The organism is Mesorhizobium sp. LNJC394B00, from assembly GCF_000502555.1.
Lineage (GTDB): Bacteria > Pseudomonadota > Alphaproteobacteria > Rhizobiales > Rhizobiaceae > Mesorhizobium.
Genome location: NZ_AYWH01000005.1, coordinates 356,740 through 376,485 on the forward strand (window position 1 = coordinate 356,740; position 19,746 = coordinate 376,485).

Consider the following 19,746-nt stretch of genomic DNA (forward strand, 5'->3'; position numbering starts at 1 on the left):
TGTGAGATAGCGCGTGGCGAGATATCATTGTAGACTGATACCTATGACATCAGAGTTCAAACAAAATGATATCTGAACAGATCGGCCTCGACCTTCTCCGCACCTATGTCGCGGTCTGCCGGCAAGGTAGCCTGAGCAGGGTCGCCGCGCAGACCGGCAAGACCCAATCGGCGATGAGCATGCAGATGCGTCGGCTCGAGGGCCTGCTCCAGCGGCATCTGTTCCAGCGCACCGGCCGCGGCGTTGTGCCGACTGCGGAAGGCGAGCTCTTTCTGGGATACGCGACCCGCATCCTCGCTCTCGGCGATGAAGCGGTGGCGCGTCTGCAGCAGGCTAGCATTGGCGGCGGCGTGCGTATTGGTCTTGCCGAAGAGGTCACCACGGCCGCGCTTTCGGCCGCGCTTGGGCGGCTGCATCGCACCTATCCCGACATCAGCCTCGACGCGATGGTCGAGCACAGCGTCGCGCTGGGACGGCTGTGGAGCGAGGATGCGCTGGATGTCATGATTGCCCCGACATCCGTCGTCGCGGCCGATGCCGTGACGACATGGAACGTCGAACTGCAGTGGGTCTGCGCCCAGGACTATGTGCTGGACCATGACCGGCCACTCGATCTCGCCGCCTTCGGCGCAACCTGCCCTTGGCGCAGGCGGATGATCGAGGCGCTGGTCGCCGCCGGTCGGGAGCACCGGATCGTCCTGTCGTGCCAGAGCGTCACCGGCCTTCAGGCCGTGATCGAGAACGGACTGGGCGTTGGACTGCTTCCGCCCGAATCCGTGCGTACCGCTTCGATGCGGGTGCTGAAGACGTCAGCCGGCCTGCCCGAGCCGCTCACGGTCCAATACGGCCTTTACGCGCACGACCGCAGGACAGCTGTAATCGATGCCGCGATCGAAATCCTGCTTAAGGATTTGCCGGCGGCGCCACGAGCACGGGCCGCCTGACGGCGGGACGCTCTACCGGCCGTAATAGAGGGTGACGGTGTGCTTGGCCTCGGCGAAGAACAGCCAGCGCTCGACCAGCATGCCGGCGAACTGGACGATTGCCGCAAGCACCGACAGCACCGCTGCGAATGGCCAGGGCAAAGCGAATAAGACAGAAAGCAGCAGCAGGGCAGGCAAGGCGAAAGCCAGCAACTGCGTGATCAGCCGCAGCTTTGCGCCATGTTTGCGCGCGATCCGAAAACCCATTTCCTTGAGCAGGTAGTTCTCCTCGGTGTGCGGCCATTCCAGCGAGCGCACTGTGCCGCCAGTGAGCCCTGTCGCCGCGTTGGCGGTGGTCGCGATCTCCAGCGCGTCATTGTATCGCCACGTCGCCAGCTTCCAGCCCCAGCCGAGCAAGGTCAGCAGCAGGGCGGCTACCGCAACGGCGGTCGGGCTGATGGCGAAAGCCTGCAGCAGCGCGTTCAACAGCACGCTGCCGGTCATCGCCGAAAAGATGAGATAGCCCGGCAGCGTATACGGGCTATGCCACTGCGCGATCGGCTTCAGCGAGGCATAGATCATGCCGGTGGTGCAGACGGTGACGATTGCGCCGATAGTTGCGAGAAACCCGGCGATGGCCATCCAGCCTCCGGTGTGGCCGAAGAACACCCAGCCGATGCCGAACAACCCGGCCGGAATGAAGGTTGCCACCGAAGCCACGCCTTCGCGCGACAGCCACGAACTGCGCCATTGCGAGAAGGCGCGCCATGCGCGTTCGGGGCGGCCGAGATGGACGGTCGAAGACAAAAGGCCGGCAGCAATCAGCCCAAGCGCCAGCCCCATTCCGATAAGGCCAAGCCAGAAATCGGCCGGGATGAAGCCCAGCCCGCCCAGCACGCCAAGCAGCGCCAGCAGTCCGTAGCCCGCTCCTGTAGCAGTGGTGAAGAAAACGACCGAGGCGGCAGGATGCATGGATATCAGTTCGAAAGCATGCGGTCGACCCAGCCGAGGAAACCGCCTTCGGCCCTGACCGGGTCGAGCCTTGCCGCCGGCACCGATGCGGCACGCCGGGCGCGCGGCGGCAGGTACTTGTTGGTCGGCTTGTAGCCCATCTCCGGCATCAGGTCGACGCCGCCACGCTCCGCCACCAATTGCGAGACAGCCGAGGTGGGATCGCCGAGATCGCCGAAATGCCGGGCGCTGGTCGGGCAGGCGGCTACGCAGGCCGGCACGCGGTCTTCCTCGGCCAGATTGTCATTGTAGATGCGGTCGACGCACAGCGTGCATTTCTTCATCACGCCAACATCGGGGTCGAATTCGCGCGCGCCATAGGGACAGGCCCAGCTGCACAGTTTGCAGCCGATGCATTTGCTTTCGTCGATCAGCACGATGCCGTCCGACGCCCGCTTGTAGGAGGCGCCGGTGGGGCAGACGGTGACGCAGGCAGGCGTTTCACAGTGCAGGCAGGAGCGGGGGAAGTTGACCGTGCGACCGCCCGCTTCGGTCGTGTGCTCGTAGCTGTGCACGCGGTTGAACCAGACGCCGTCGACATCGCCGCCATAGGGGTTGATGTCGGTCAGCGGCGCCATGTGGCCGCCGGTGTTCCACTCCTTGCAGGCGGTGACGCAGGCCTGGCAGCCGACGCAGGTGTCGAGGTCGATGACTAGGCCAAGCTTCTTGTCTGTATGGGCGGGAAGGCAGGTCATTCCACGGCTTCCCTATGGACGCGGAACTCGGCGCCGAAGCGAAGGATGTCGGGCGAAGGCTCGACATTTGGCGGCTGGCTGAAACGCTCGAATTGCGGTTCGGTGAAGCCGGCTTCCTCATCAGAGCATTTGACAATGCGTACCCTGAGGTCGAACCACGCCGCCTGGCCGGTCACCGGATCGGAATTCGAATAGCGTTTGCCTTTCGCGTCAGCCGATGTCTGGTCGCCGACAATGTGGTTGAGCAGGAAACCGCGATTGCTCTCGGCAGCGTTGTCCTTCAGACCCCAGGCGCCGCGCCTTTTGCCGATGGCGTTCCAGGTCCAGACCGTATCCGCATTGACGCCGTCGACCAGCTTGATCTGCCCCTTAACCCGACCGTTGATGCTTTCGATCCACACCCAGTCGTCATCGACGAGACTGAGATCTGCCGCGGTCTGGTGGTGCACAAACAGGCGGTTCTGACTGGTGATTTGCCGCAGCCACGCATTCTGCGAGCCCCAGGAATGATACATGTGCATCGGCCGCTGCGTCAGCGCATGCAGCGGATATTTCTGCGGATCGACCGCGGCCTCTTCGAACGGCGTAAACCAGAACGGCAGCGGATCCATATAGGTCTCGATGCGCTGGCGTTCGCTCTCGGGCGGCTGGACGCGACCATGACCGCGCGCGGCGAGGCGAAAGCGCTGCATCGGTTCGCAATAGAGCTGGAACACGATCGGCTCGGCCTTGGGGATGAACCCCATCTGCTCTGCGAAGTCGAGATAGGGGCGGTTGGCCATCTTGTAATAGCGCTGGTCCTCAGCAAAATCCTGGTGCCAGAAGCCGCCATTGTCGATGTAGCGCTGCAGCTGGTCGGGATTGACTTCGCCCTTGCCGACAGACGTGCCGTCCTTGCCGCGCCAGCCGGCGAGCGGGCCAATGCCGGGCGTGCGCTCGTGATTGACGATGTAGTCGGCATAGTCGCGATATTTCGCGGATCCGTCATCGTTGATGAAGCAGGGCAGGTCCAGCCGCGCCCCGAGTTCGATCAGCACCGATTGGAACGGCCTGACATCTCGGTCGGGTTCGACCACCGGATGGCGGATCGCGTCGCCCGGCCCGTCGGCATGGCTGATCGGCCGGTCGAGCAGGCTGATGCAGTCGTGACGTTCGAGATAGGTGGTGTCGGGCAGCACCAGATCGGCGAACGGCACTGTCTCGGAATAATAGGCGTCGGAATAGATGATGAAGGGGATCTTGTAGTTACCCGCTTCGTCATGGTCGGTGAGCATGGCAATGGTCTCGACGGTGTTCATCGAGGAATTCCAAGCCATGTTCGACATGTACATCATCAGCGTGTCGATCGGGTACGGGTCACCGGCCCACGCATTTCGGATGACCGTATGCATCAGCCCATGCGCGGCGAGCGGCGCATCCCAGGAATAAGCCTTGTCGATGCGCAAAGGCGTGCCGGCCTCGTCGACCAGGAGATCGTCCGGCCCGCAGACGAAGCCGAGCGGCATGCCGTCGAGCGGCGTCATCGGCCTGACCACCTTGCCGGCCGGCTTCGGTCCCGGCGGCGCCGAGCGCGGGTAGGGGGGCTTGAAACGGAAGCCACCGGGCACGTCCACCGTGCCGAGCAGCACCTGCAGCAGGTGGATGGCACGGCAGGAGTGAAAGCCGTTGGAGTGGGCCGAGATGCCGCGCATGGCATGCATCGACACCGGCCGTCCCTTGATCGTCTCGTGCCGCCGTCCGGCCCAGTCGGTCCACGCAACCGGCAGTTCGATCGTCTGTTCGAAGGCGACGTGGGCGAGTTCGGCAGCGATCCGGCGGATGGTGTCGGCCGGAATGCCGCATCGTGCCGCGACCGCATCGGGTGCGTAGCTGTCGTCCATGTAGCGGTCGGCGATAAGCCGGAACACCGGCACGCAACGGCGGCCGGCGAACGTGAAGCTGCCGGTCAGCGCCGGTTTCGCATCCGCATCGGCTGCGTTGACGGTTGTCTTCGCCACTCTGTCCCAGGCGAGAAGATTGTTGTCGCTGTCGCGCAGGAACAGCCCGTCGTCCGCCGCACCCGGCTCCTGGACGACCAGCACATGGGCGTTGGTGTAGCGCAGCAAATAATCGAGATCGACGCGGCCTGCCTTCAGCAGTTCATGGATTAGGGCGAAGACGAAGAGGCCGTCGGTGCCGGGCCGGATCCCGATCCAGTCGTCGGCAATGGCGTTGTAGCCGGTGCGACAGGGGTTGATCGACACCACCTTGGCGCCGCGCGCCTTGAGTTTACCCAAGCCGATCTTGATCGGGTTGGAATCATGGTCCTCGGCGACGCCGAACAGCATGAAGTATTTCGTATTGTCCCAGTCCGGCTCGCCGAACTCCCAGAACGAGCCGCCGATCGTGTAGAGCCCGCCGGCCGCCATGTTGACCGAGCAGAAGCCGCCATGGGCGGCGAAGTTCGGCGTGCCGAACTGGCTCGCCCACCAGCCGGTCAGCGACTGCGACTGGTCGCGCCCGGTGAAGAAGGCGAGCTTTTTCGGATCGGTCCGGCGGATATGCGATAGCCGCCCGGTCGCAATCGAAAACGCTTCCTCCCACTCGATCTCGCGGAATTCGCCCGAGCCGCGCAGGCCGCTGCGCAACAGCGGCTTCTTCAGCCGCGCCGGGCTGTAGTGCTGCATGATGCCGGAGCTGCCCTTGCCGCAGATTACGCCGCGGTTAACCGGATGGGCCTTGTTGCCGTTGATGTAGCGCACCTTGCCGTCCTTGATGTGGACGTCGATGCCGCACCGGCAGGCGCACATATAACAGGTGGTCTTGGCGATGCTGTCGGAGATAGCGGGCGAGGTGTCGACGCCGTCGCCTTCATCAGGCGCGCGTGTATCGCCAAGCGGCCGTTGCGACGGTGCGGAATTGGCTCCGCGCGGCGCAGCTGGGTTCATGATGCCGGCGTGCTTTTGCTACCTGCGAATTTGGCCCGCGTCTTCGGTCCGGGGCCACGCATATAGTGTTCTTCAGGATGATATCGATCGCCGGCCAGCCGCCGCCTGAGGCCACGGGTCCAATGCGCAAACAGGGATCTGAACCGCCCGATCATTTTGTTGGCCGCGATTTGTTGGCGAATTCTTTCTAACTTCGACTGAAAAAGTAGAATAAAGCTATCGATCCGTCTAATCAGTTGTTCTTGTAAATTCGATCGGAATTGGTTCTTAATGCACACATGACGCTGGACCAGTTGCGCATTTTCGTTGCCGTTGCCGAACGCGGCCATATGACCAAGGCGGCGGAGCTTTTGGGCATCTCCCAGTCGGCGGCGTCGGCGGCCATCCGCGCTTTGGAAGAGCAGCATGGCGTTCATCTGTTCAACCGTGTCGGCCGCAACATCGAGCTGGCTCAGACCGGCCACCGTTTCCTGCCCGAGGCCAAGGCGGTGCTGGAACGCGCCGCCGCCGCCCGAAATGTGCTGGAGCATGTCTCGCAGACGGTCGCCGGCAGCCTGTCGATCGCCGCCAGCCTGACCATCGCCAGCTACTGGCTGCCGCGCAGGCTGGCCTCTTTCCATGAAGCCTACCCGGCGGTGCGCTTAAGCGTCAGCATCGGCAACACCAGGCAGGTCGAGGCCAATGTGCTCGACGGCACCGCCGATCTCGGTCTGGTCGAGGGGCGCACCGAGTCAGACATCCTCCGCCGCACCAAGGTCGACGTCGACAGGTTGATGCTGGTCGTCGCCGCCTCGCATCCCGAAATCGCCGAGATCGCGCCGGGCCGCCCGGATATCAGAGGGCTGCGCTGGATCATCCGTGAGGGTGGTTCGGGCACGCGCGAGGTGCTGGAGGACCTGGCCCGCCGCGAGGGGATATCGCTTGGCGACCTGCAGATATTTCTGGTGCTGCCGAGCAACGAGGCGGTTCGCCAGGCGGTCGAGGCCGGCGCCGGCGCCACCATCATCTCGGACCTCGTCGTCGGACGCGCCGTCGCCGAGGGCAGTCTCCGGTCGGTGCCGCTCGAACTGCCGAAGCGCGACTTCGCCATGATCACCCATCGCGACCGCCAGGCAAGCCTCGCCCAGATGGCGCTCAAGGCGCATCTCGGCGCTGAGGCCGTCAGCAATCCGGCGTAAGCGATCAGGCGAACTTCCGCTGTGCATCCAGCGCCAGGCCAAGGCCGACCGAACCGAACATGTCGCCCTCGATAACGGCGGCTTGCGGCACCAGCGACAGGATTTCGCGCCGTGCCAGCGGGATGGCGGTCGAGCCGCCGGTGAGGAACACGGCGGTGATGTCGGACGCTTTCACGCCAGCATCGGCAATCGTCTGCCGCACCGTAGCGGACACCCGCTCGATGTCGGCGGCAATCGTCTCTTCCAGGCCGTCTCGCGTGATCTCGGCGGCAAAACCCGCGCCGGGCAGCGCCACCGTTACATCGGCCGAAGCCTGATCCGTCAGCGCGATCTTGGCTCGTTCGACGAGGCCGGCCAGCGCATGGCCGTAACGGTGCTCGACAATATGGATGAAGCGGTCGACAAGGTCGGCGCGGACGGCCTCGAAGCGGATTTGCCTCAGATGCGTCATCGCCTTGGCAGTATAGACGAGGTTGATGCGCTGCCACGTCGCGAGATCAATGAAATAGCTCGCCGGCAGGTTGCGCTTGCCGTCTTTTGTGGGCGAGAGATAGCCGAGCTTGGGCATGACATGGGCGATGCTGAGCAGCCGGTCGAAATCGGTGCCGCCAATATGAATGCCTCGGTTGGCGAGGATGTCGTCCTTGCGGTCGCGTGAGCGGGCGCGTTGCGGCGAAACGCGCACGATCGAGAAGTCGGACGTGCCGCCGCCCATGTCGACGATCAACGCCAGTTCCTCGCGCTTCACGTCCTGCTCATAGTCGAGTGCTGCCGCAATCGGTTCGAACTGGAAGGCGATGTGCTTGAAGCCTTGCGCGCGCGCCGCTTTTTCAAGCTCGCTTTGCGCCTTGGCATCGGCTTCCACATCGTCGTCGACAAATTGCACCGGCCGGCCGAGCACAACGTTCTCCACCGGAGCGCCGGCATCTTCCTCAAGCCGCTTCTTCAAATGGCCGACGAACATGCCGACAATGTCGATGAAACCGATCTGCCGGGCCTTGATCCGCGTCTTCTCATGCGCCAGCGAACTGCCGAGCACGCTCTTCAGCGACCGCATCAGCCGGCCTTCGATGGCATCGGTGTAGTCGGCAATGGCGCGGCGGCCGAAATAGGTGTGACCGTCCTCGAAGTTGAAGAAAACCGCGCTTGGCAATGTCGGCTGTCCGCCTTCCAGCGCCACCAGCCGTGCCTGGCCGTTGCGGATCACGCCCACCGTAGAATTGGACGTGCCGAAATCGATGCCGCCAAATGCCTGGTGCATTGCAGCCTCCTGTCATTGGGTCGTCGCTGTGGCAGGCGTCCGCAAGGCGCGCGCCGTCCAGAGGCCTGACCGTTCTGCCGAATGATTGTGCGTGTAACCCGAGGGTTGGGAGGCGGCGGTCTATCGCAAGACTGAGAAAAGGGGAACCCCCTTTCCCCGGAAATGGGTCGTGCGCGTCAATCCCTGCGGAAGATCAGCCTGCCCAGCCAGCCGGTGATCATGGCCAGCGACACGGAGAAGACGCCGTAGAGAAACGAGTAATCATGCGCGACGCGGAAGATCGACTGTTCGAAGCCCGATTTGCGGATTTCGAGCTGGGCCGAGCTTTCCTTGAGGAACAGACCGCTCTTGAACAGGAACGCGCGGGCTTTATGGGTTCCAACCGGGACGTTGGGCGCCAGCCGCACCGTGGCGCGAAACAGGTTCTGCGACAGGAACTGCACGCCGCCGACATTCTCGCTATAGAGGCCGGTCGCCGCCTTGCGCTCGCGCAGCGCCACGGTGAATTCCTCGATCGTCGCCGGACTGTCGGTTACCTCGGCCGGCTGCATGTAAAGGTTGGAGGCGCCGAGCGACAGCTGCTTGTAGCTGTTGGGTTCGGTGATGTCCTGCAGCGGCCGCGTCGTGGCGACGGAGTAGGATACCGGCACGTTCTCGAAGGTCTCGGATTCCAGATTGACCCAGACGCCGAGCACCCGGTCCTTGCGGCGCACCACCACCGGCCGCGGCGGGCCTTCGAGCACGACGATGACGTCGTAGCGCCCCTGTCGCGCGACCAGCGGGTCGGGATTTTCCAGCGAACCGAAAATGGTCAGGTCGGCGCCGGAAAAGCCGGCGGTGATCGACACCGCGTCGGTGGAGAGACCGATCTGGATGCCTTCCGGCAAGGGGTTCGGCGATTGCGCTGCCGCCGGCAGAGCGAGGGCGAAAAGCAAAACGGCGGCCGAAAAAATCCCCCACCGCGGCATCAGTTCAGGCCCGCGGCGGTCAGCGAATAGAGGTTTGGCGGCGTGACGAAGAGATCGATGGCAAGCCGGATGGCAACCGCCAGCACCAGCAGCGCCAGCAGTGCCCTGAGCTGTTCGCCGCGCAGCTTCTGTCCTGCCTTGGCGCCATATTGCGCGCCGGCAACGCCGCCCGCCATCAGCAGGAAGGCAAGCATGACGTCGACCGTCTGGTTGGTGGTGGCGTGGACCAGCGTGGTGTAGGCCGAGGTGAAAATGATCTGGAACAGCGAGGTGCCGATGACGACGTTGGTCGGCACTTTCAGGAGGTAGATCAGCGCCGGCACCATGATGAAGCCACCACCGACACCCATGATCGACGACAGGAAGCCGATGCCGGCGCCGAGCCCCAGCACCGGAATGACGCTGACGAACAGCTTCGAGGCCCTGAAGCGCATCTTCAGCGGCAGCCGGTGGATCCAGTTGTGCTGGCCGGATTTCTTCAAGACCGGCGCCGCACCGCTGCGCGTCGCGCGCAGCGCATTGACGCTCTCGACCAGCATCAGCCCGCCGACGGTGCCAAGCAGCACGACGTAAAGCAGTGAGATAAACAAATCGAGCTGGCCGAGCCGACGCAGGAAGGCAAAGACGAAGATACCGCCGGTCGAGCCTACGATGCCGCCGGCCAGCAGCACCCCGCCGAGCTTGAAGTCGAGCGTGCCGCGCTTCATGTGCGACAGCGCGCCGGAGAAGGAGGAGGCGATAACCTGGTTGGCACCGGTAGCAACGGCGATTGCCGGCGGGATGTTGTAGAAGATCAAGAGCGGCGTGATCAGAAAGCCGCCACCGACCCCGAACATGCCCGACAGGAAACCCACCGCCGCGCCCATTGCCAGCAGCACGAAGACGTTGACGGAAATTTCCGCGATCGGGAGATAGATGCCCACCCGTCAGTCTCGATCAGTTTGCCTGTCGGCGATTGCAGCCATTCCAGGGCATTGTCGCACCGAAAAGCCAATTCTTTCTTGCACCGCCGGGGCAGTGGGATCAAACCCCGTCGCCCTACCGAAACAAAAAACATCTCAAGCAGTTAACAGGCAAATGTATGGCAAGGGCGTCGCGTTAGCGACGCATCTGCCGTTATTTGTGCGCCAGCAGCGCCTTCACCAGCTTTTCGTCGATTTCGCCGGTCGCCTGCATCTTGTTGTCGGTCTGGAAAGCCATGATTGCGGTCTTGGTCTTGCCGCCCATCACGCCATCGGCGCCGCCGGCATCGTAGCCGTTCTTGTTGAGGATGAGCTGGATGTTCTTGACCGCCTTCTTCATGTCGACGCTGGCGGTGGTCTGCGGCGTGCCTTCCTGCCAGGATTCAGGAATGTCGGCCGAGTTGGACGCCGGGTCGAGCGGCTTCGGCTTCCACAGTTCCGTGGCGGCGCGCGCCCGCTCCAGCTGTTCGGGGCGCAGCGCAGTGGCGACTTCGTCGCGCTTTGCAGCCGCATCCTTGTCGCCGGTCTTGGCGACGAGCGCGAACCATTTGTAGGATTCCTCCAGGCTCTGCTTCATGCCGACGCCCTTTGCCGCCAGGATGCCGAGATTGAACTGGCTGTCCTTGACGCCGACATCGGCCGCCGCCTGAAACCAGTGCGCGGCCGATTCATTGTCGGTCACGCCGTCGGCGGCCATGGCAAACAGAACGGCCAGATTGTGCATGGCGCTGGCATTACCCTGCGCGGCGGCGAGCTGGTAGAAGGTCTTTGCCTTCTTGACGTCGCGCGTGACGCCGATGCCCTTCTCGTAGAAATTGCCGATGCGGTATTCCGCCGGTGCGAAGCCGAGCTCGGCCGACTTTTCGTACCATTTGGCCGCTGCCGCCATGTCTTCCTTGACGCCGCGCGATTCAGCATAGCGCGAACCGAGCTCGAACAGCGCCTTGGCGTCACCGCCGGCAGCCGCGTCGCGCAAGGCTTGCGGGCCGGCATCGGCCGGAACGTCTATCTTGGCCACGACAGGTGCTACCGCGGCATCAGCCGGCGGAACGGCGCCGGTAGTATCCGAGGCCGTCGTATCCGAGGCCGAGGGCGCCATGACGGCGGCCGCAGGCTGCGCGTCGGCAGCCGCCGGTTCCGCAGTGGCGGTGGTCGGCAGCATTGCATTTGGCGCGGGGGCCGGATCGGCCAAAGCCATCGGCGCTGGCGCGGGCTCCACCGCCGGCACTTCGGGCCCAGCGACCGAGGCCGCATTCATTGGCGCATCGTTGCCAGCTGGCGGTTCCGTGGGCTCCGCCTGCCTGACGATCCGGGCCGGCACGTCCTGAACTGCCACCTGCTGTTCTGCCTTGGGTTGGCTGGCAGCGTTGACCGAGGCAGTCTCGACCGGCTGCGAGGCGACGATCGGCGTTGTATCGTTGCTTGCGACCTCGACCGGGTCGGCGAAGAAGGCCTTGCCCAACTGGAGGCCGGCAAGCGCCAGCATGATCGCGACCGCTCCCATCAGGATCGGCTTGCGCCGCGCCTTGAGCAGGTCGCCGATACGAAGCGCCTTGACCGGGCCCTTCATGGTAGACTGGCGTTTCAACGCGTCGGCCTCGGCGGCCGCGGCCTGCGCCGCGCGCCTGGCCGCGGCAATGAAGTCGGATTTCGACGCATCGCCGGAGTTTTGGCGCACCGGTGGGCCACGTTCGTCGCGTACGCGCTTCATGATGGCGTTGAGGTCGGGCGCGCCGGAGCCCGGCTCCAACGGCCGGTTGGCGAGCTTCGGATCGAGCGGCTCGTCGAGATCGACGCTCGGCAGGTCGACATTGGGCCCCGAGCCGGCAAGCGGCGGCATGTCAGCCGGCTTCTTGCCCCTGAAGGCGCGCGCAAATCCACCGAACAGCGACTTCTTGGCCGTGGCTTCGCCTTTCTCGGCAATCCTGTCGGAACCGAGCGCTGCCTGGGCAGCGGCCGCGGCAGCCTCGGCTGGCGAGCGCCGTACGGGTTCGCTGCCCATGACCGGGTCGCTACGCGTACCCGGGTCGGCGCGCATATCCGGCTCGCTGCGCATGATGGCGGCGGCGCGGCCGTCGAGATCGGCCATGTCTCCGGTCAGCGGCAGCGGCTGGTCGATATCCATCGACGGCGCGTCCTGCACCGAAATCTTGGAGGCGCGTGCAGCGCGGGCCCGCCGCGCCGGCTCGGCCTGGGCATCCAGAAGCTCGCTCACCGCCTCGGCCGGTTCGCTGGTCTCCAGCGAGCCCAGACGATCGACGATCTTGAGCAACGTGTCGTGGATAGCCTCGAATGTCCGTGAATTGCGCTCGTCCGAACGGCGCGTCAGCGCTTCCAGCGTCTTCAGATCCTGAGCAAGGCCGGTAACGGCCGCGGTGTTGGCGTTGGAATCTGCCAGCGAGCGCACGGCGCTCTCGGCTGCTTCGCGTGCCGCGCCCATGATGGATTCGCGGGTTCCGGCCAGCGACTTCTCGATTTCGTTGAGGCGCGGGCTGATGTCCTCGAATTCCGGCAGCGGCGTGCCGGGCTTCGACAGATGCGCCGATAGGCTGGAGACCTGCGCCTCAAGGCTGCGGATCAGTGCCGGATCGATGCCGGCGACCTGCGCGGCCGACGATTCCAGCCGGCTTGAAATGTCTTCGAGCCGGCTTTCCAGGCCGCGGATCGCCGCCTCGTTGGCAGGATCGGGAATGCGCGTCTCCATGCGTTGGGCGAGCGCGGTGAAGCGTGCGTCGATGGCGTCCATGATGCCGGCGCTGTCAGCCTGCGGCTGGCGCTGGTCCAGCCGGTCGGCAACCTCGTCCAGCCGCCGCTCGAGATCGCGAAACAGCATGTTGCCCTGTTCGATGGCATCGCCCTGCCGACGTTCCATCATGCCCGACAGCACGTCGAAGCGCTGTTCCAGACCCTGGAAGATATAGTCGGCGTCGGGCATGGCCGGGGCGCGGTCGATCTTGTCGGCGATCATCGCGATCTGCTTGCCGAGGCGCTCCATCGCCTGTTCCGGCAGATTGGCGCGGCCGGCAAGCTCGTCGACCCTGTTCGACAGCGTGCTGAGACGGTCGAGAACCTCGCCGCTCGGACGAACCTGCACGACTTCCTCGATCTGCTGCGCCAGCGAGGCGATCCGCTTCTCGATGCGTTCAAAGGGTTCGGGGTCGAAGGAATTGGCCTGTGCGGCGACGGTCGAGGCGACGATGGCGCGCGAAATCTCATCAAGCCGTTCGTCGATCAGGCCAAGCGTGTCGCCGCCGCGGTTGCTCTGCTGGCTGACGAAATGATCGACGGCGCCGGCAAGGGTGCGGACCTTTTCTTCCATCGAGCGCAGCGACAGCGATTCCGGCAGATTGTGGACGGCATTGCTGATCTGTTCGAGCCGGTCGGTCAGGGCCGAAAATCCGGGGCCGTCGGCACGGTTGCGCTGGTCGGCGTCGACACGGTCCTCGAACGCGCTCCAGCGGCGGTCGAAATCGTCCCAGCGGCGGTCGACCTTCAGCACGCTTTCCTCGCGCGCCAATGTGTCGAGCGCCGTCTTTACCTGCTCGAGCTCGAGCCGCAGCATGTTGACGCTTCGGTCGTCGCTCTTCTCGGCCAGCGTCTGGATTGCGCCGGACAGCCGCTCGAATTCGACGCCGAGTTCGGCGCTGCCCTTGCCGGGCAAGCCGCCTGCCTGACCACCCGATTGGTTGCTCGCCTGGAAGGCCCGTTCGATGTCCTTGCGCAACGCGGCGAATTCGCGCTGCAGGCCGGCCGTCATCTGATGGCGCAGTTCCTCGCGCAGGCCACGCAATTCGCCGGCGATCTTGCCGACCACGGCGACGCTGTCTTCCTGGCCGCGCACGCGGTCGATGTCGCGCGCGATCGCCTGATAGTTCTGGTCGAAGCCGGCCGGCCCGGCGCCTTTCGGCCGCGGCGTGGGCTGCGGGTCCTCGTACCAGCGCGGCGGGGCGTAGGGCTGGGCGCTTGCGTAGCGCGGCTCTGCCGGCGGCCGGCGCGGATCGAAGCGCTCGGCGGCGTCCTCGCGCTTGCGCTCCAGCCGCTGCTCCAGCGTTTCCAGCGAGCGGTTCAATTCATCAAGTGTGGTGTTCGGCCTGCGCGGCCTGCCGGCGTTGAGTGTATCGAGATAGGACCGCTTGCTGTTCATCGATGCGTCCGTTTTTCAGAATGGCCGGCTTGCTGCCAGTTTCCCAAGTCCTTGTCGGGAACGAAGGCGGCCGCGCGGCACTGCTGCGGCGGAAGACGAGCTTCCCGGGCCAGGCCCGCTCTCCGAAAAACCGTGAAAAATTCGCTACAGGATAAACACGGGTGACCGACATCCGCACATTTCACCCATCGTGGTAAACAAGGTGTTAACCAAGCTTAAGAAGTTACGGCATTGCTGAAATACAGGCGGTGCCCGTTCGGACCCGGCGCCGGGGGTGCGGCATAAGGTTTCGCAATCCCAGAACGCCCTTGCGTCATGCGGCGGCTATCGATATAGAATTGACGTAAACGTAAGAGGGGCGCCGTTCGTGCCTTTTGCGATGAATTAGTTGAAACCACGACTGGAAGCATGCCCCCGCTTCCACTCAGGCGTTGCAAGGTCCGAGACCGCGATGCCACGACAGGGGAAAGCCAGTGACTATGAAACTTGTTTCGCCCGGCGAAGCCGCGGCCAACACCAACAATATGTCTGCCGAAGCCAGTGAGGAGCTCGTGCGCATCGGCGAGATGGCCAAGAAATACGGCGTGACGCTGCGCACGCTGCGTTTCTATGAAGACAAGGGCCTGCTCAATCCGAAACGCGATGGGGCAACGCGCCTCTACACGCGCCGCGACAAGGCGCGGCTGAAGCTGATCCTGCTCGGCCGCAAGGTCGGGTTCTCGCTGCGCGACGTCAAGCAGATGATGGATCTCTACGATCCCACGGGATCCAACACCAAGCAATTGCGGCTGGCTCTCGACAAGTCGGAGAAGCAGCTAGCCCGCCTGCAGAAGCAGCGCGCGCTGATCGACGACGCCATCAACGAGCTGAGCGGCTCGATGTCGGCCGTGCGCCAGATGCTGTCCGAGCGTTCGGCCCCGGCCAGCGCCGCCAGCTGATTTTGCTCCGCAGCTCCCGGCGAAAGCTTTGAACTTAAGAGCCGCGCGGCCGCCCCCGCGGCTCTTTTTGTTTGACCCCCCTCGCTTTGCACAAAGCCATGCACCGCTCGTGCGACAGGCTGGCATAGGTAAATTTTGTCCCGGCGACAAAATTGACGTTTACGCAAACGTCAATTTTTGCTATCTCGCTTTCGACATTGGCCGGCGTGCCGCCCCAACCTCATGTTCGGGGCCCGATCTCGCGGCCAAGACCCGCATGGTGGAGGAACACATGCCGATCTACAGGGCGCCGGTCCAGGACACGCTGTTCGTGCTCAACGAGGTGCTGGGTTATCAGCGATATTCCAACCTTCCCGGGTTTGCCGACGCGACGCCCGACGTTGTCGAGGCGATCCTCGCCGAAGGCGCCAAGCTCGCCGAAAACGTTATGCATCCTCTGAACCGCGTCGGTGACATGGAAGGCTGCGTGCGCCATGAGGACGGCTCGGTGACGACGCCGAAGGGCTTCAAGGAAGCCTACGACCAGTATCGCGAAGGCGGCTGGATGGGACTGGCGGCGCCCGTCGAGTTCGGCGGCCAGGGGCTGCCCTATGCCGTGCACACCGCGGTTGCCGAATACATGGTTTCGGCCAACATGGCGCTGATGATGTATCCCGGCCTGACGCAAGGCGCGATCGCTGCGATCATCACACACGGCACCGACGAGCAGAAGGCGACATGGCTGCCAAAGCTGGTCGAGGGGTCCTGGACCGGTACCATGAACCTGACCGAGCCGCATTGCGGCACCGATCTTGGCCTGCTGCGCACCAAGGCGGTGCCGAACGGCAACGGCACCTACAAGATCTCAGGCCAGAAGATCTTCATCTCGGCCGGCGAGCACGACATGTCGGAAAACATCGTCCATCTCGTGTTGGCCCGCATCGAAGGCGCGCCGGCGGGCGTGAAGGGCATCTCGCTATTCATCGTGCCAAAGCTGAAGCTCGATGCCTCGGGCAATCCGGGCGAGAAGAACACGCTCTCCTGCGGGTCGATCGAGGAGAAGATGGGCATACACGGCAATTCGACTTGCGTCATGAATTATGACGAGGCCGAAGGCACGCTGCTCGGTGAGGCCAATGGCGGCCTGAAGGCGATGTTCACGATGATGAACGAAGCCCGGCTCGGCGTCGGCCTGCAGGGCCTGTCGCTGTCCGAGATCGCCTACCAGAACGCGGTCTCCTACGCCAAGGACCGGCTGCAGGGCCGCTCGCTGTCTGGCGCCAAGGCGCCGGACAGACAAGCCGATCCGATCATCGTCCATCCCGACATCCGCCGCTCGCTGATGACCATGAAGGCCTTCAATGAGGCCGGCCGCGCGCTGGCGCTGTGGACGGCGATCAAGTCCGACATCGCCCACCGCTCCGCCGACGACAAGGATCGCCAGGCGGCCGACGACTATACCGGCCTGCTGACGCCGGTGATCAAGGGCGTGCTCACCGACAAGGGTTTTGACCATGCAGTCATGGCGCAGCAGGTGTTCGGGGGCCACGGCTACATCGAAGAGCACGGCATGAGCCAGTTCGTGCGCGATGCCCGCATCGCCATGATCTATGAAGGCGCCAACGGCATCCAGGCGCTCGACCTCGTCGGCCGCAAGCTTGGTCTGAATGGCGGCCGCGCCGTGCAGGCCTTCTTCAAGGACGTCGGCGAGTTCTGCGAGGAGAACCGCGCCGACGAGAAGCTGGCGCCTTTCACCAAGGCGCTGAAGAAGGGCCTCAACGATCTGCAGGCGGCGACCATGTGGCTGGTGCAGAACGGCATGGCCAAGCCCGACAATGCCGGCGCCGCGTCGACCGATTACATGCATCTCTTCGGCCTGGTCGCGCTGGGCTATATGTGGGCGCAGATGGCCAAGGCCGCGCTCGGTAAGACCGGGGCCAATGGCTCCCAATCTGTCCACGAAAATGGGGCTTTTTACGATAACAAGGTGGTGACGGCGCGCTTCTTCATGGAGCGGATCATGCCCGAGACATCGGCACATCTCGCCCGCATTTCCAGTGGTGCGGACACGCTAATGGCGCTGCCTGCGGAAGCGTTCTAGAAATGGCTGGCGTCCCCCTCCCCCTTGAGGGGAGGGTGGCCCGAAGGGCCGGGAGGGGTCCTTGCGTGCAGTGCGCCGGCTGGTTGGCGCTTTGGTAGGAGATGATCGCAATGCCCCAAACCCGCGTCAATTCCGAAGATAAGGTCGAGCACGTCATCGGCGACCCCACCCGACCGCTTCGCGGCCACCCTCCCCTCGAGGGGGAGGGGGACGTTGGCGCGGGAGAAACGGCATGACAAATCCAGCCGAAGTGCTCTCCTTGCCGAAGCCCGCCTGGGCGGCGGACGAGGTCGGCATGCTCTACGACATGGCGCACCGCTTCATGTCGGAAGAGATCGCGCCGCGCTACGACGAGTTCGAGAAGAACGAGATGGTCGACCGCGAGAGCTGGCGCAAGGCGGGTGCCGCCGGCCTGCTCTGCGCCTCTATGCCGGAGGAATATGGCGGCTCCGGCGGCACCTTCGCGCATGAGAGCGCCATCATCGAGGCGATCGGCCATGTCGGCGTCGACGGTTTCGGCATCGGTCTCCACAACGCGATCGTTGCTCCTTACATCCTTCACTACGGCTCGGAAGAGCAGAAGAAGAAATGGCTGCCGAAACTGGCGACCGGCGAACTGATCGGCGCCATCGCCATGACCGAGCCGGGCGCCGGCTCCGACCTGCAAGGCGTCAAGACGCGCGCCGAGAAGGACGGCAACCAGTACAAGATCAACGGTTCGAAAACCTTCATCACCAATGGCCAACTGGCCAATTTCATCATCGTCGTCACCAAGACCGATCCGGCCAAAGGCGCCAAGGGCACCTCGCTGATCGTCGTCGAGGCCGACGAGGCCGACGGCTTCGAACGCGGCCGCAACCTCGACAAGATCGGCCTGAAAGCCAACGACACGTCGGAGCTGTTCTTCAATGATCTGCGCGTGCCGACCTCGAACCTGCTTGGCCACGAAGAGGGACAGGGCTTCATCCAGCTGATGCAGCAATTGCCGCAGGAGCGCCTGCAGATCGGCACCGGCGCGATCGCCATGATCGAACGCGCCCTGGCGCTGACCATCGACTACGTCAAGGATCGCAAGGCTTTCGGCAAAGCGATCATCGAGTTCCAGAACACCCAGTTCAAGCTCGCCGAACTGAAGACCGAGGCCACCATCGGCCGCGTCTTCTACAATGATTGCGTCACCCGCCACATCAATGGCGGGCTGGATCCGGTGACGGCGTCGATGGCGAAATACTGGCTCTCGGACCTGCAGGGAAAAGTCGTCGACGAATGCCTTCAATTGCATGGCGGCTATGGCTACATGAATGAATATCCGATCGCCCGCATGTTCCGCGACGCCCGCGTCCAGCGCATCTACGGCGGCACCAACGAGATCATGAAATTGCTGATCGGCCGCTCTCTCTGAGAGCGACGTCGGCAAAGCAAGGAGCAAGCAAATGGCTGAAGCTTATGTCTATGACGCCGTGCGCACACCGCGCGGCAAGGGCAAGAAGGATGGCTCGCTGCACGAGGTGCCGGCGGTGCGGCTTGCGGCCAGGACGCTTGAAGCGTTGCGCGACCGCAACGGCCTCGACACTGCAAACGTCGACGACATCATCTTCGGCTGCGTCGATCCGGTCGGCGAAGCCGGCTCCGTCATTCCGCGTGCCGCCGCCTTCGAGGCCGGCTACGATAACAAGGCGCCGGGCATGCAGATCTCGCGCTTCTGCGCCTCAGGCCTCGACGCCATCAATTTCGGCGCCGCCAAGATCGCTCAAGGCGCCGACGAGATCGTCATTGCAGGCGGCGTGGAATCGATGTCGCGCGTCGGCATGGGCGCCTCGGGCGGCGCGTGGTTCATGGACCCGTCCGTCGGCCTGCCCGGCTGGTTCGTGCCGCAAGGCATTTCGGCCGACCTGATCGCCACCAAATACGGTTTTTCGCGCGACGACGTCGATGCCTATGCGGTCGAGAGCCAGAAGCGTGCGGGCAAGGCCTGGGCCGATGGCCGTTTCAAGAACTCCGTCATACCGATCAAGGACCAGAACGGCCTCACCATCCTCGATCATGACGAGCATATGCGGCCGTCGACCGACATGCAGTCGCTGGCTTCGCTCAACCCGTCCTTCGTCATGCCTGGTGAAATGGGCGGCTTCGACGCGGTCGCCGTGCAGAAGCACCCTGAGGTGGAAGAGGTCAACCACGTCCACCATGCCGGCAACTCGTCCGGCATCGTCGATGGCGCGGCCGCCGTACTGCTCGGCTCGAAGAAGGCCGGCAAGACGATGGGCCTGAAGCCACGCGCCCGCATCCGCGCCTTTGCCAACATCGGCTCCGAGCCGGTGCTGATGCTTACCGGTCCGGTCGACGTCACCGAGAAGCTTCTGAAGCGCGCCAAGATGAAGCTGTCGGATATCGACCTGTTCGAGCTTAACGAGGCCTTCGCCTCGGTGGTGCTGCGCTACATGCAGGCATTCGAAATCCCGCACGACAAGATCAACGTCAATGGCGGCGCCATCGCCATGGGCCATCCGCTCGGTGCCACCGGCGCGATGATCCTGGGCACGGTGCTGGACGAGCTCGAGCGCCGCGATTTGAACACCGCTCTGGTGACGCTCTGCATCGGCGCCGGCATGGGCACCGCAACGATTATCGAACGCGTCTGATTTTCGGCCGGAAGGAG

Annotated in this window: 13 protein-coding genes; 6 read left to right on the plus strand and 7 right to left on the minus strand. The window is 64.0% G+C overall.

Translation table 11 applies throughout. The annotated features are described in order from the left end of the window. The first annotated feature begins 65 nt into the window (after positions 1–65). The gene (locus tag X751_RS145080; RefSeq protein WP_023699491.1) at positions 66–944 is read left to right on the plus strand and encodes a LysR substrate-binding domain-containing protein; all 879 of its coding nucleotides are present in this window, start codon (positions 66–68) and stop codon (positions 942–944) included. A 12-nt stretch (positions 945–956) separates the two neighbouring features. On the opposite strand, the gene X751_RS145075 is transcribed toward X751_RS145080, so the two are convergent. The 3 genes from X751_RS145075 to X751_RS145065 are packed head-to-tail and all read right to left on the minus strand — an operon-like array spanning position 957 to position 5,556. Further along, positions 957–1,895, minus strand: a complete 939-nt coding sequence (locus X751_RS145075; protein ID WP_023745290.1) for a DmsC/YnfH family molybdoenzyme membrane anchor subunit — start codon at positions 1,893–1,895, stop codon at positions 957–959. 5 nt (positions 1,896–1,900) lie between these two features. Beyond that, positions 1,901–2,629 (minus strand): 4Fe-4S dicluster domain-containing protein, encoded by a 729-nt coding sequence (locus tag X751_RS145070; RefSeq protein WP_023699493.1) that lies wholly within the window; start codon positions 2,627–2,629, stop codon positions 1,901–1,903. Next, a complete protein-coding gene (locus X751_RS145065) occupies positions 2,626–5,556 on the minus strand; it encodes a molybdopterin oxidoreductase family protein (protein ID WP_023745291.1) in 2,931 nt (976 codons plus the stop codon). Before X751_RS145065 ends, X751_RS145070 begins: the two co-directional genes overlap by 4 nt. A 278-nt stretch (positions 5,557–5,834) precedes the next feature. Between X751_RS145065 and X751_RS145060 the strand changes: the two genes are divergently transcribed. After that, positions 5,835–6,734, plus strand: a complete 900-nt coding sequence (locus X751_RS145060) for a LysR family transcriptional regulator (RefSeq protein WP_023699495.1) — start codon at positions 5,835–5,837, stop codon at positions 6,732–6,734. A gap of 4 nt (positions 6,735–6,738) precedes the next feature. Here the strand turns inward: X751_RS145060 and X751_RS145055 are convergent, their stop codons facing one another. From X751_RS145055 to X751_RS145040, 4 genes are all read right to left on the minus strand, one after another. After that, complete coding sequence (locus X751_RS145055; protein ID WP_023745292.1) at positions 6,739–7,995, minus strand: Hsp70 family protein; 1,257 nt, start codon at positions 7,993–7,995, stop codon at positions 6,739–6,741. Positions 7,996–8,171: 176 nt separating this feature from the next. Next, positions 8,172–8,963: a TIGR02186 family protein gene (locus X751_RS145050; protein WP_023669607.1), complete on the minus strand. Its 792-nt coding sequence runs from the start codon at positions 8,961–8,963 to the stop codon at positions 8,172–8,174. After that, positions 8,963–9,886, minus strand: a complete 924-nt coding sequence (locus X751_RS145045) for a sulfite exporter TauE/SafE family protein (protein ID WP_023669608.1) — start codon at positions 9,884–9,886, stop codon at positions 8,963–8,965. Before X751_RS145045 ends, X751_RS145050 begins: the two co-directional genes overlap by 1 nt. A gap of 193 nt (positions 9,887–10,079) precedes the next feature. Continuing rightward, a complete protein-coding gene (locus X751_RS145040) occupies positions 10,080–14,069 on the minus strand; it encodes an SEL1-like repeat protein (RefSeq protein ID WP_023745293.1) in 3,990 nt (1,329 codons plus the stop codon). 479 nt (positions 14,070–14,548) lie between these two features. Between X751_RS145040 and X751_RS145035 the strand changes: the two genes are divergently transcribed. From X751_RS145035 to X751_RS145020, 4 genes are all read left to right on the plus strand, one after another. Further along, on the plus strand, positions 14,549–15,007 hold the full coding sequence (locus tag X751_RS145035) for a MerR family DNA-binding transcriptional regulator (protein WP_023669610.1): 459 nt from the start codon (positions 14,549–14,551) through the stop codon (positions 15,005–15,007). A 271-nt stretch (positions 15,008–15,278) separates the two neighbouring features. Further along, positions 15,279–17,087, plus strand: a complete 1,809-nt coding sequence (locus X751_RS145030) for an acyl-CoA dehydrogenase (RefSeq protein WP_023681963.1) — start codon at positions 15,279–15,281, stop codon at positions 17,085–17,087. A gap of 232 nt (positions 17,088–17,319) precedes the next feature. Beyond that, positions 17,320–18,489 carry an acyl-CoA dehydrogenase family protein gene (locus X751_RS145025; protein ID WP_023745294.1) on the plus strand — a complete coding sequence of 390 codons (1,170 nt, stop codon included), beginning with the start codon at positions 17,320–17,322 and terminating at the stop codon, positions 18,487–18,489. A gap of 31 nt (positions 18,490–18,520) precedes the next feature. After that, positions 18,521–19,729 carry an acetyl-CoA C-acetyltransferase gene (locus X751_RS145020; RefSeq protein WP_023669613.1) on the plus strand — a complete coding sequence of 403 codons (1,209 nt, stop codon included), beginning with the start codon at positions 18,521–18,523 and terminating at the stop codon, positions 19,727–19,729. The last annotated feature ends 17 nt before the right edge of the window (positions 19,730–19,746 follow it).